A 13,100-nucleotide genomic window follows, 5' to 3' on the forward strand; every position below is an offset into this window, starting at 1 on the left:
GTTTATCGTCAAAAGCAACATGTGACATTTGTTGCAAGGATTATTCCGGATAACATACCGACCATCCAACAACTGAATATGCCACCTGTTTTAGAACAATTGGCTTTAAAACCACACGGTCTCATCTTAGTAACAGGACCAACCGGCTCAGGGAAATCAACAACTCTAGCGGCGATGATTGACTATATTAATCAACGTGAAGCAAAGCATATCATCACACTTGAAGATCCGATTGAATATGTACACGAGCATGGAAAGTCAATGGTCCATCAGCGAGAGGTCGGTTCTGACACACTGAAATTTGCTAATGGGTTACGAGCGGCATTACGTCAAGATCCCGATATTATTTTAGTCGGTGAAATGCGAGATTTAGAGACGATTTCAACGGCGATTACAGCTGCCGAAACAGGTCACCTAGTATTAGCAACCTTACATACCAATAGTGCTTCACAAACGATTAATCGAATCATTGATGTGTTTCCACCACATCAACAAGCACAAATTCGTATTCAGTTAGCTGATGTGTTAGAAGGAATCGTTTCACAACGCCTCTTCCCACGTGCAATGGGATCTGGTCGAATTGCTGCGACAGAAATCTTATTAAATCACCCATCCATCGCGAATCTCATTCGGAGTGAGAAGGTGAACCAAATAAAGAATGTTATGCAGACGAGTCGTCCTCTTGGTATGCATACACTTGAGATGTCGATTCAAGAATTACTTGCAGCTGGCTTAATTAATGGGGAAACAGCAGCCGTTTATTTAAACAATGTAGGTGATTCTAATGCCCGTCTATAAATATACTGGGCGCACGCGAAAAGGCCATTTAAAACGAGGCACGATTGAAAGTGAATCACGTCGTGAAGCTATTAGTGATTTAAAGAAAAAAGGCATCAGCTTACGAGAAATAAAAGAAACGAAAGCAACCATCTTTAATAAGGAGTTGTCTCTCGGACGAAAATCGGTTAAAAATCGCGACTTCGTTATTTACTGTCGTCAGTTTGCGACACTCATTCGTGCGGGGGTATCCATAGTTGAAGCGACCCATATCTTAACCGCGCAATCGGAAAGCAAAGTATTACAATCTGCTTTAGAAAAGGTAGAGAACGATATTCGTGAAGGACATTCATATTCAGATGCCGCAAAGAAGCATCCAAGCGTATTTCCACCATTGTTTATTAACATGATTCGCGCTGGAGAAATGACCGGTAACTTGGACGAGACATTGGACAGGCTCGCAATGTATTACGAAAAACAATATAAATTAAAGAAAAAAGTCCAGTCAACAATGACTTATCCGATTATTTTACTCGTATTAATTATCGGTGTGGTTATCTTTATGATGTTATCAATCGTCCCGAACTTTGTTAGTATGTTTGAGCAGTTTGAAGGTGACTTACCAGCGATTACGAAGATGGTCGTATCGATGAGTGAACTGATTCAAAGTTCATGGTGGATCTTACTAATAGGGACAATCGTTTTTGCGATTGGGTTTATGTACATGTTTAAAAACAATGATTCATTTCATTATCAAGTGCATTATGGGCTATTAAAAATACCTATTTTCGGTAAAATATTGCAAAAGTCTGCCATCGCCCGGATGACACGGACATTGTCATCACTGTTTTCCAGTTCGGTGCCGATTCTTCAAGCGCTTGGCATTGTCGAGAAAGTCGTTGACAATCCAGTTATCGGAAAAGTTGTCCGCGAGGCAAGAGTAAATCTAGAGCAAGGGAGCCCATTATCAGAACCATTTGAGAAGAGCTGGGTGTTCCCACCGCTTGTGTCACAAATGACAGCGATTGGAGAACAAACGGGTTCACTCGATTATATGCTTGAAAAAATTGCTGATTTCTATGAAGACGATGTCGATCGAACTGTCGATTCCTTACAGTCATTAATTGAACCACTGATGATTGTTATACTAGCGGTTGTCGTTGGATTTATCGTTTTATCCATTATGATTCCGATGTTCACTGTTTTTACAGAAATGCAATAAGATGAAAATTACTTTTTAGGGGGTGATGCCAAACGGAAATCGATGAAATATCAATTGGTATCATACTATTTATTTTACTAAAATGAGGAGGAACAAAGATGTTTAAAAAATGGATGGAGAAATCGAAAAAAGATCAAAGAGGTTTGACTTTAGTCGAATTACTAGCGGTGGTTGTTATTTTAGCGATTGTTGCAGCTATTGCGTTTGTGTTGATTGGGAATGTCATTGAAAATTCAAAGAAAGATGCACATATCGCTAACGCACAGCAGATTATTTCAGCTGTGAAATTGGCAGAATCTAGTGGAGATATAGATTCAACTGCCCTTACCAATGGTGTAGACATTTTAGCAACCGAAACAAAATTAAATACTATAGGCTCTCCAGTTGATCCATGGGATAAAGAGGAGTATGCATCAGCTACAGTTAAAGTAGAAAATGAAGAATATAAAATCACATTGACATTAAAGAATACTGCAAATGATAAATGTAGCATTACAAATACATCAGAAGCAAAGCTACAACAAGGTCGAAAAGCAGTTTGTAAATAATAGATATATGGTTTTATCCCCGGCGTTCCCGCGCCGGGGCCATGATAAAAAGGATGTGAGAAAATGGAATTCCTACTCTATATTTATCTCTTTGTATTCGGTCTCATTCTCGGTTCATTTTACAATGTGGTTGGTATCCGCTTAGCCAATGGTGAATCAATTGTCACACCACGCTCACATTGTCCAAGATGTAATCACCAACTAATGGCCTGGGAGTTAATCCCGGTATTTTCGTATATTTTCCAACGAGGAAAATGTAAAAACTGTGGAACTTCCATTTCCATTAAATATCCTTTATTTGAATGTGCTACGGCTACTCTTTTTACGATTTCACCATTATTGGTGGGATGGTCAAAGGAGTTGCTTATCGCTCTATTGCTCATTTCACTCGTCATCATTATTACAATTTCAGATTTAGAAAAGATGATTATCCCGAATAAGGTGCTGCTTTTCTTTGCAGGCATCATGCTAATCATCCGCATTTTCATCCCTACTGAACCATGGTGGGATGCCTACTTAGCAGCTATTATTGGCTTTTTATTACTTCTGCTGATTGCCATTGTTAGTAAAGGTGGCATGGGTGGTGGTGATGTAAAACTTTTCTTTATCCTTGGCTTGTTTGTCGGGGTAAAAGGAGTCTTTTTTACTTTATTTTTTGCGTCATTATTCGGATTAATTTATGGCCTCATCATGATGGCAAAACAAAAATTACAACGTAAACAACCGATTCCATTCGGTCCATTTATTGGTTTAGCAGCACTAGTCGTCTATTATATGGAAGAAGAATTAAGCGTATTTTTAGATTGGTTATGGAACGTATCGATATAGGAGTTAAAGGCATCATTTAGGAGGAAGGTGACATCAATGTTTTTCTTTTCAAAAAATAAACGTACGGTCAATATTGTCATAGAAGATTATGCTATTCGTATTGCAGAAAATAAAAATGGTGACTTAAAATCTATCAAATTATTAGAGGAACGCCCGATTCCAACCGGGATGATTGAACACGGTAAAATCATTGATGAAATGGCATTTTTTGATTGGATGAAAGAATTAATCCGTGAACTGGGGCTACGTCATCGCCGTGTACGGTTTTATGTTCCGAACTCACTCGTCATAATGCGTCATGTCGAGTTTCCAGCACGGTTAGAAGGTGAGGATTTAAGAGATTATTTTTATGACCAAATCGGAAAGACGATTCACCTTCCATTCCAAGATGCGTTATTTGATGTCTATGTACCAGAACAAATAAAAGCAGCATCGGATACAGAAGCTGAAACAGAACAAAAAAACAAAGGCATCCTATTCGCAGCACCTGAGGAAGAAGTAAATAAGTTTATTAATCTATTTTCTGATGTATCCTTGCAACCTGAGGCGGTTGATATCCAATCATTGGGCGTCTATCGTTACTATTATCATTTACATGAGCGTAAACAAAATGCGGTTTCGCTGTTTTTCGAATTAAATTTAACATCACATCATTTAAGCATTTTTCATAAACATACACCTGAATTTATAAGGCACCAAGAACTTGATATTAATCCAGGGCACTGGAAAGCTGAACAAACAGAAAATGAATCCATTCAATGGACTTTTAAAAAAGATAAGGAAGAGCTCTTGGGAGTCATTGAAGACCAGATTACAGAACTAGATCGTATCATGGATTTCTATCGTTATTCATTATACAAGGGAGAAAAGAATATCGATGAAATTATCGTTTACGGAGATTATCCGCGTATTGAGCAAGTAGCAAACAGAGTAAAGGAACAATATGATATTCCTGTCAAACTATTAACGGGTGATTTATCAGAGCATGATATGGTCGATATTCGTTATATCCCTGTCTTAGGTCTCGCTTTGAAAGGAGGTAGTCATGATGCTACCTGAAGTGAACTTACTTCCTGAAAGAGAACAGCAAAGTAACACGTCTTATCACATATTTTTAATTAGTATCATCGTGTGTGTCTTATTATATAGTTTATTTGCTTATTTCTACTTCACAACGTCATCAGACTTAAAACTAGCGGAACAAAGATTTAATCAGTTAGAAATGGAAAAAACAGCACTAGAAACAAAACAGAGTCAGTCGGTTAATGAAGACATTCATAATGTAGATGATTCAATTCGTTTTGCAGAATACTTTGTGATTCCAACATCGCATTTTATAGATGAATTATTGGACCTATTACCTGAGCATGCTTATTTGACAGAATATGAATATAACTTCCGAACGGTAAAGCTAAAAACACAGTTTGAAACATTAAACGATGCATCAAGCTATACGGATAAATTAGTACAATCAAAATTCATTACTGAAGCGATGGTTGATGAGATTGATACGATTCCTACAGAAGAATTGGAAGATGAAGACTTGTATTCATTTGATACGATTCCAAGATACGATGTTAGTTATTCCCTTGTACTCAATTTAGAACAATTAAAGCAAGGGGGTAGTGAAGATGAATAATTTATTTCATGAAAACAAACGAATACTATGGGTTTTAATGTCATTATTATTAATTCTATTAATCGTTTTATATGTTATTTTTTTTAAGCCAATGCGAGAAGAAGCTGAACATGTTGAAGCATCTTCACAAACGTTAAAATTAGATATCGAACAATTACAAGGGGAACTAGAAACGAAAAAAGACGATGAAGTATTTGTTTATGAGGAACATGAACAAGAAAAGAAACTCCCAAAAACAAAATTATTAGATCAGCTGCTATTAACTTTAGAAGAGATAGAAGCTGTAAGCTCGAGTCAAATTATTAAAGTTGATTTTAGTTATGATGGTGATTTTCCTGAGACAGGTATGGATGAAACAGGAGAAGAATCTGATTCTGCTCATCAAAGCGATGATGCAAATGAGAATGATGAGGAAAATGACGCAGAAGACAAAAAGGTTAAGCCTGCAATCGATATCAGTGATAAACCAGAAGCTTTGCAACCAATCATTTTAGAATTAGAAGTCGCTTCACCGAATTATAAGAGTTTTAAGCAGTTTTTAACAGAAGTGGAAAAGCAAGAACGAATAACTGTCGTCAGTACACTAGAATTCGAAAAACCTGGTGAAGAAGAATTAATTAAAGCAGAAACACCGAGTAAAATCATGACGTTTAAAGTACAGTTAATGACGTTTTATTTGGATCGATAAGCTAAAGGGGATGATCGAGTGTTTAAAGCTGAAATAAGTAAATGTGGTAATAACCAAACAGGTTTTACACTTGTAGAGGTTTTGGCGTCAGTCGTTTTAATCTCGATTGTCCTGATTGGTGTTTTTAATCTTATGATTTTTACAAATAAAACAGCAACATCAAATAACGAACATCTTGTCGCAATTAATTTAGGTAAAGCGACGATTGAACGAATGAAGCTTGATTATGGCTCTTTTATTGAAAAGCCAAGTTCTAAGCCAGATTATGTTTTTGATAGGAATGGAAAGGAAACGTATGATTTACACAAGTGTCAAGCCCTATTTGAAGATAAGCAATGTAAAATGCTATACAAGCCAAAGATAAACAATAAGGACTATAACATTGTCATTGATGTTAGTCAGAATCATGAAGAAAAAAGGCTAAAATTGATTAACGTCGTTGTCACAGTGAAAGATACTGATAACAAAATGAACCATAAAGTGGAAGGTTATGTGAATTATGGCTATGCAAAATGAACGTGGATTAACACTAGTAGAAGTATTGGCTGTATTTGTCATAGGGTCGATTATATCTGTGATTGGCATTCAAATTTTAATGGCGGGTTTTAAATCATATGAACATGTTACCGCTCAAACAGAACTACGCGATGAAGCAGACTATATAATGTCAAAATTAATTAACGAGTTATATACAGTGAAAACGAGTGAGATTAAAAAGAAACACTTAAATAGTTCTGATAATTACGAATATTACTTTGAAATTAATGATAAAATAATCGGTTTTAAAGATGGAAATGTCTTAACTAAAGATGGTAACTTATTACGCTCTAATCACAATATACAAGTTGTTTTTAAACAAACAGAATCTGAAGAAACAAAATCTGACGTAGGAACAATGATTGAAGAGATTAGTGACAATCAATTTAAAATAACACTCGTATTACAGAAAAAAGATACAGACCATCGATTAAAGCTCGTTAGTGAAATCGGAATCATCGATGATTCTAATGGGAGAAAGGGGGAATAATATGCAACAACGAACTAAAAATGACAAAGGATACACATTATTTTTAACGTTGCTTATTACCATTCTCTTTACTGTACTCGCAGTCGTCATGGTTAATTTTACAATGGCATCTATGTCCAAAAACAAAGTACGTGAACAATACGTTCAAGCACAAGAATTATCTGAAAAAGGCTTAGAACATATCGTTAGTGAGATTCAGACACAGTTGCAAGAAAAACTCGGAGAAAGTGGATTAACACGCACTCATTTTGCTGATGAGTTAAGTGCTTTAATAGATAAATATAATTGTGAAAATGGAAATGAAAAAATTATTATTAAGGGGGTTGGTGAAACAGGAGATTATTCAGCGTGTATAAAATCCACACATAAGGATTCCGGAAACGATTTAAGAAGGGAAGTAGTTTTTTTAAGTAAAGGTAAGATTGATGGAAAAGAAAAAGAAATTAAAACGACAATTGAGATTGGTGCTCAAGAAGTACCAGATGCTTTAAAATATGCAATCGGTTCACACAAAACGTGCTCTAATGGTAGGGACTGTATTCCAGGAGAAGGTAATCTCTTTTTACATGGTGGAGTTTCTATCGAAGGTGATTTTAAAGTAGATGGCGATTTAATTACAAGTAATAAAGGGTATGCATATTTAAGGGGAGAACAATGGATTGATTCAAAAAAGCCAACAGCATTAGCTGGTCCGAATGCAAGGACTTCAAAGCTTGTGTTAGGAGGTAAAATTTATACTTTTAATGGTCATCCTAGTGGCGGTTATTCGAATCATGTAGCACGTAAATCATTTTCTTCATATCGAGATTATAAATTAGTTAAACCAGCAGAGGCGTTTGTGAATCCACCACAATTAATTAATCGTGATCCTATTACAAACAGAATAAATATTAATGATCATGCAGTGAATTACAAACTAGATAAAAATAAATCATTTGTTAACAAATTATATGCTAATAATAATAGACAATTTATTAATATTTCGGCACCGAATCACTTCTTGTATTCGTATTATAAATCTATTGAACGAGTAAAGGTATCTCAGAAGGGTTGTGGCTTTTGGAAATTAACACCATGTTATAAAGATGTAGAAGTTGATAAAACGCGTGGCTCATATACAATGTCAGGAAGAAATCAAATTGGACAATTACATATAGATGGAGACTTAACGATTTCATCGGGCACACATATATTTAATAAAGGATTATATGTAGATGGCGATTTGATTATAGGCCATTTGAATAGCAGAACTCCGAATGCTGAATTAAATATTGATGGTCCTATTTATGTGAACGGTAATCTTATAGTAAGAGGTGTTAATGCTAAATTAAATACGTTAATATATGTAAATAAATCGGTAGATATACAATATTCAAGAATAAACGGTCTTAACAAAGGCGACCGAAACGGTTCATTAATTGTATTTGCAAATGACACAATAAAAATTGCTAATAATAGTGTTAATGAGGATACACCGAGTCATATAAGAGGATATTTTTATTCTGAAGATGCATTTGAAATGTTTGGCGTAGGATCAAATATTAGAGTCGAAGGTGGAATATCTGCACGTAGAATAATTTTAAATGCTGTTAGAGGAAGCGCAAGTGAAGATAGATGGGGAAATCATTATTTTGATTCGCCTTCTGTACAAGAAAACAGACCTTCTCGCCTTCAAGTCATCTATAATCCAGAAATTATAAACACTTATTCTGATTTAAAACAGCAAGAACCTGTCATTTATAATGTTGATCCGCCTAAGACAATCGAGCGTCATTAATTTTGAAAGATCATGATATTCATCTCTCACAATAAGTATTAAATATTTTAAAAGGAGAATTGAATGGCATGTTCACTAAACATATTCAACAAGAGAAAGGTTACACATTGTTTTTAACGTTGCTAGTAGCTATACTATTTGGGGTTTTAGCTATAACATCTATTATGTTGACGATGAATGGCGTGATGCGTAATAGAGTAAGAGAGCAAGATGTACAAGCAAGGGAATTAGCTGAGAAGGGATTAGAGCATATAACACAAGAAATTAATACTCAGTTTGAATCAATGGTTAACTCATCTAATGATGGTGTCTCAGTAACTGAATTTAATCATAACGTGAACCAAATTTTGAAAAAGTATGAATGTGAAAACAGTGAATGGCCGACAGTAGTGGGAGAAACAGGTGCGTATCGAACCTGTATTCATGACGAATCTTATAGAATGATAGAAGATACTTATAAAGCAATACCGTTTAAAAGTACAGGAATTGTGGCTGATAAAGAAAAAACTGTTTATGCAATGATTTACCTTGGTGGACGAAGAGGACCTGATTTTATGAAATATGCTGTGAATACTTACAAATCCGAAGAATGCCAGAGAAATCATCTTCACTGTGCAAACGGGGAAGGGAATTTATTTCTTCACGGTGGTGTATCGATTTCAGGTGATATGAATGTCGAAGGGAATTTGATTACAACAAATCGTAGTTATGAAAAGTATTTAGGGAAATATTGGATTCATTCTTATTTCCCTAGTGCTAAACCAGCTCCAGAAGGTAGTCCGTCTAAGTTATCGTTAGGAGGAGACATTTATACATTTGATTTTCCTAATAAAAAATTTAAACAAAAGCATTTTGATTATGATGAACATATTAATCGAAGTGATTTCAAATGCTCACCTTATAAAAAGCGAAATGAGATCGATGATGAAGTTTTCGTAGGTGCACATATAGCAGATTATATTGAACGAGATCCTAAGCGAAAGGAGATTGATATATCTGGTCAAAAGGATAAGTTTATATATAAACATGATGATCCAGGCGTCAGACATGTCAATACATCCGTTTTTAAAACAGATGGGATTTCAGGGGAATTAAAAAACACCTATAACAAGTATGCTAATCATAAAGTGTTTCCACACCTTAATAAGAAATTTGATAGAAAAAGATTTCATTTATTAGGTCATCATACGTTTAGTCAGTTTGCTACGTACAACAATTTGCACATAGGACGAACTCATTTAACAAAGGCTGATGCAACATTTAAAAAAGGACTTTATGTCGGTGGCGACTTAATTATTGAAAATAAAGCAACAGTAAGAGGTCCAATTTTTGTTAATGGGGATTTAATCATTACAGGAGACCATGTTTCTTTTGATTCTCTCATATACGTCAATGGAAATGTAAAAATTAGACATGCAAAAATCAAACCGTTAGAAAAAGAAAATGGCAAAGCAGGCACTCTCATTATTTTTGCAAACAAAAAAATATCTATCGAACGAAATAATCGATTTGTAGATGAACCAGCTCCTATTAATGGTTATTTTTATTCAAAAGAGGATATGGAAATATTCGGAAATGAGATGAACATAAAAATTAAAGGTGGTATTTCAGCTCCAAAAATTGTATTAAACGCCATACGTGGACGGTCAAAGCTTGTTATATTTAAAGATGCACAGTTCATTGAAGGTCGAGGCTATGAAGGGTATAAAGAACAAGCCAAACGTGAATCTCGTTTACAGATTGAATATGATCCGAATATTGTAGAAGCATATAGTGATTTACTACAAGAAGATCGTGTATATGAAATTGAACGACCACTATTAATAAATAGAGAATAGTCCATCGATGATACCTTCTAAAGTTAGATGTAAGATTCTACTTTTAGAAGGTGTTTTATTATAGACTTAACAGAATAGAAGGTTAAAAGGCTTGTAAGAATTGAGTAAACACTGTTTCAACTGTATAATAATAGGTATATTGAACTACATCGAGTTTTTTATGTCATTCGTGCTAACTAAAACTAAATTTTAGGGTGATATGATTGAAGCCCATACTAATCAAACGAAATGAAGAAGGATTAACACTCGTCGAAATTGTTGCCTCTATTGTTCTTTTAATGATACTACTAACAATCTTTATTAATTTCCTTAATCAATCTGCCAAAACCAATAAAGTATCTCAAGGTACTGTTAATGCCACATATATAGCCCAAACAGAAATAGAAAAGCTTTATCAGAAAAGTGAGGACTATTTTTACAGTGAGCGTGCCCCGTTACTAGATTCATATGAACTTATTGGAAATGAGAATGAGTGGGAATTATGGACAAAGTCGGAAGCGGATTTTGAATTCACTTTAAAATTACAACAAACAGATGAATTTGACCATTTAAGTCATGTTGTGTTAGAAGTTAAGCATAAAGACGATAGCAAAGAAAATGCCTTGATGCAACATATTTTTACATGGAAGGAAGAAATCCATGAAGAGCCGTAATTCGAATAAACAATCGGGTATGACACTTGTCGAAGTTCTAGCAACGACCGTTTTAGTTTCAATCGTTCTTATTTTTATTTCTTCGTTATTAATTTTTATTCAGAAGCAATTTTCAACACAAAAGACGGACATAAAACAATTGCATGATGTAACATATGTGAGTCAAGTTGTTTTAAAAGATATTCGGAAATCGGATAAGCGTCCAGTCAAGACAGGGAATCGTGTGGAAATTGGTGAAAACATCTATATCCATGACCGAGAGAATAACACAGTTAGACGAAACAACACAATGATAAGTGATGAAATTGTTACATTTAACATTGAAATGGAGAGGGAAACTAATGCGGTCCATTTATTGCTAATTAGTACGTCTAAGCAAACAGTGGAAACGACGATTATGTTAAGGGGAGATAACGATGATGAAGAGATTGAAACATGAACACGGTTTTGCACTTGTCGGTGTTTTGTTAGTCATCGTTCTAGTTACAACAATCGGATTAGCTTTAATGCCATTAGCTAATAATTCATTGAAATCTTCACAAATGAATGAAGAACATCAATCAGCCTTCTATATTGCTGAAGCCGGTATGAATATGAAAATGGCGGAGATTGAGGAACAAATATATGGGGTCTATGAAGACACTTCAAGTGAATTAGACTTTTATAATAAACTAGCTAGTGAATTAGTAATAACAGATTATAGATATGATGAATTTGAAAAGGTAAAAAACGTTAAACCTTTTGCTCTTATCGATGTAAAAAAAGTAGAAGGTACTAAGAATCAATTTGAAATTATTTCAACAGGTCATTCTAACAAACAATCACGAACTATTTCCTTGTCATTTTCCGCTGACTGGGAGGAGAAATTTAAAAAAATTCCTTATGAATTACCTGATTTAGCAGTATTCGTAAAAAATAATTTGGAATTGGATAATAATGCAACGATAAAAGGAAATGTTGGTACTTTAAAATCAGTAGAACAGAGTATTTACTTGGGAAACAATGCAAAAATAACAGGAAATAAAGTGGAAAAAGAGAAAGAATCATTTCCTGAGCTTCCTGAATTTCCTGTATATCCAGATGATTTTCCTAAAGAACCTAATATTGTTGTTAAAAAAAATAACAAAGAAAAATATGAAATAAATTATTCGCAATTAATAAGTGAAATTCATTTATCTAATAATTCAACTTTAACTTTTGATGTTGGTAAATCGGATAAAGAAATTGTTGTAAATCAACTTCATGTAGGAAACAATGGAAAAATACATGTAAAAGGGAAAGGTAAATTAACAATTTATATTAAAGATGAAATGTCTTTTGATAACAATAGTGCATTAAATGACAATGGGGAACTTAATGATTTGAATGTTTTTTATCAAGGAAATAATAGAGTTGAATTCTCTAACAATGTAATCATAAATGGATCATTATATGCAAAATCTGCTAACATTATCCTAAGCAATAATGGTGGAATATATGGAAATATTTTTACGGGTGGTGCTCATGTAACGTTTGAAAATAATTCACTTAATAATTCGCAGCTCATTTTAGCTCCCAATGCCCAAGTAACTTTATCAAATAATTCAAAAGTTAAGGGGAGAGTTTTCGCCAAAAATACTATATTGGGAAATAACTCTAGCATTATTTTTGATACACCCTTAGTCATTGATGGTCCTATTTCCGCCGAAAACTTAGGTGCTTCAGATCGTGAAGATTCTTTAGTAGAAACAGGCGCTACCCCAACAGTGAAAAAGACACCAGTACGCGAGGTTGAAAAATGAGGTTAATTTAGGTCTCTTTTGTCCTTGAACACATATATTATAATATATTATCCTTTGGACGAGGAGATGGTGACATGCGTCAGTATGCTGTGTTGCGTTTATTATTAGCTTGTTTTTTCCTATATTTCGCTTGGCCTGTTATACCACTAGCTTCGACTGAATTAGAAACATATTTTTGGGGAGCGTGGCTCTTGTTTTTAGTGCTTGTAATTGGCGGGAATTTAGCAACCCTTTTACAATTAACAGACCCACCAATTATGGAACAGGAGCAGTTAAAGGAACGCATGTTATATAGGGATTGAGGTTTTTATACTTCAACTGT

Annotated in this window: 15 protein-coding genes; all 15 read left to right on the forward strand. The window is 34.5% G+C overall.

Translation table 11 applies throughout. The annotated features are described in order from the left end of the window. On the forward strand, positions 1 to 798 hold a 798-nt coding region (locus tag VIG73_RS07305), incomplete at its 5' end, for a PilT/PilU family type 4a pilus ATPase (protein ID WP_331640481.1). Beyond that, on the forward strand, positions 785 to 1,999 hold the full coding sequence (locus VIG73_RS07310; protein ID WP_331640483.1) for a type II secretion system F family protein: 1,215 nt from the start codon (positions 785 to 787) through the stop codon (positions 1,997 to 1,999). The genes VIG73_RS07305 and VIG73_RS07310, both read left to right, overlap by 14 nt. Positions 2,000 to 2,097: 98 nt before the next feature. Continuing rightward, a complete protein-coding gene (locus VIG73_RS07315) occupies positions 2,098 to 2,547 on the forward strand; it encodes a prepilin-type N-terminal cleavage/methylation domain-containing protein (RefSeq protein ID WP_331640485.1) in 450 nt (149 codons plus the stop codon). 63 nt (positions 2,548 to 2,610) lie between these two features. Beyond that, the gene (locus VIG73_RS07320) at positions 2,611 to 3,375 is read left to right on the forward strand and encodes a prepilin peptidase (RefSeq protein WP_331640487.1); all 765 of its coding nucleotides are present in this window, start codon (positions 2,611 to 2,613) and stop codon (positions 3,373 to 3,375) included. A gap of 36 nt (positions 3,376 to 3,411) precedes the next feature. After that, the gene (gene pilM / locus VIG73_RS07325) at positions 3,412 to 4,434 is read left to right on the forward strand and encodes a type IV pilus biogenesis protein PilM (RefSeq protein ID WP_331640490.1); all 1,023 of its coding nucleotides are present in this window, start codon (positions 3,412 to 3,414) and stop codon (positions 4,432 to 4,434) included. After that, entirely contained in the window at positions 4,421 to 5,014 is a 594-nt protein-coding gene (locus VIG73_RS07330; protein ID WP_331640492.1) for a PilN domain-containing protein, read from the forward strand. The genes pilM and VIG73_RS07330 overlap by 14 nt, the downstream gene beginning before the upstream one ends. Next, on the forward strand, positions 5,007 to 5,702 hold the full coding sequence (locus VIG73_RS07335) for a hypothetical protein (protein ID WP_331640494.1): 696 nt from the start codon (positions 5,007 to 5,009) through the stop codon (positions 5,700 to 5,702). Before VIG73_RS07330 ends, VIG73_RS07335 begins: the two co-directional genes overlap by 8 nt. Positions 5,703 to 5,720: 18 nt before the next feature. Further along, positions 5,721 to 6,218: a prepilin-type N-terminal cleavage/methylation domain-containing protein gene (locus VIG73_RS07340; RefSeq protein ID WP_331640496.1), complete on the forward strand. Its 498-nt coding sequence runs from the start codon at positions 5,721 to 5,723 to the stop codon at positions 6,216 to 6,218. Then, on the forward strand, positions 6,202 to 6,729 hold the full coding sequence (locus VIG73_RS07345) for a prepilin-type N-terminal cleavage/methylation domain-containing protein (protein ID WP_331640498.1): 528 nt from the start codon (positions 6,202 to 6,204) through the stop codon (positions 6,727 to 6,729). The genes VIG73_RS07340 and VIG73_RS07345 overlap by 17 nt, the downstream gene beginning before the upstream one ends. A gap of 1 nt (position 6,730) precedes the next feature. Further along, entirely contained in the window at positions 6,731 to 8,506 is a 1,776-nt protein-coding gene (locus VIG73_RS07350) for a hypothetical protein (RefSeq protein ID WP_331640500.1), read from the forward strand. Between the two features lie 68 nt (positions 8,507 to 8,574). Continuing rightward, positions 8,575 to 10,344 carry a hypothetical protein gene (locus VIG73_RS07355; protein WP_331640502.1) on the forward strand — a complete coding sequence of 590 codons (1,770 nt, stop codon included), beginning with the start codon at positions 8,575 to 8,577 and terminating at the stop codon, positions 10,342 to 10,344. Between the two features lie 203 nt (positions 10,345 to 10,547). Beyond that, a complete protein-coding gene (locus VIG73_RS07360; RefSeq protein ID WP_331640504.1) occupies positions 10,548 to 10,997 on the forward strand; it encodes a hypothetical protein in 450 nt (149 codons plus the stop codon). Then, the gene (locus VIG73_RS07365) at positions 10,984 to 11,436 is read left to right on the forward strand and encodes a type II secretion system protein (protein WP_331640506.1); all 453 of its coding nucleotides are present in this window, start codon (positions 10,984 to 10,986) and stop codon (positions 11,434 to 11,436) included. Before VIG73_RS07360 ends, VIG73_RS07365 begins: the two co-directional genes overlap by 14 nt. Beyond that, positions 11,414 to 12,778, forward strand: a complete 1,365-nt coding sequence (locus tag VIG73_RS07370; RefSeq protein WP_331640507.1) for a DUF7305 domain-containing protein — start codon at positions 11,414 to 11,416, stop codon at positions 12,776 to 12,778. The genes VIG73_RS07365 and VIG73_RS07370 overlap by 23 nt, the downstream gene beginning before the upstream one ends. A 74-nt stretch (positions 12,779 to 12,852) precedes the next feature. Continuing rightward, positions 12,853 to 13,080, forward strand: a complete 228-nt coding sequence (locus tag VIG73_RS07375) for a hypothetical protein (protein ID WP_331640509.1) — start codon at positions 12,853 to 12,855, stop codon at positions 13,078 to 13,080. Positions 13,081 to 13,100: the final 20 nt, after the last annotated feature.

The sequence above is a fragment of the Cerasibacillus sp. genome, from assembly GCF_036516575.1.
GTDB lineage: Bacteria > Bacillota > Bacilli > Bacillales > Amphibacillaceae > Cerasibacillus.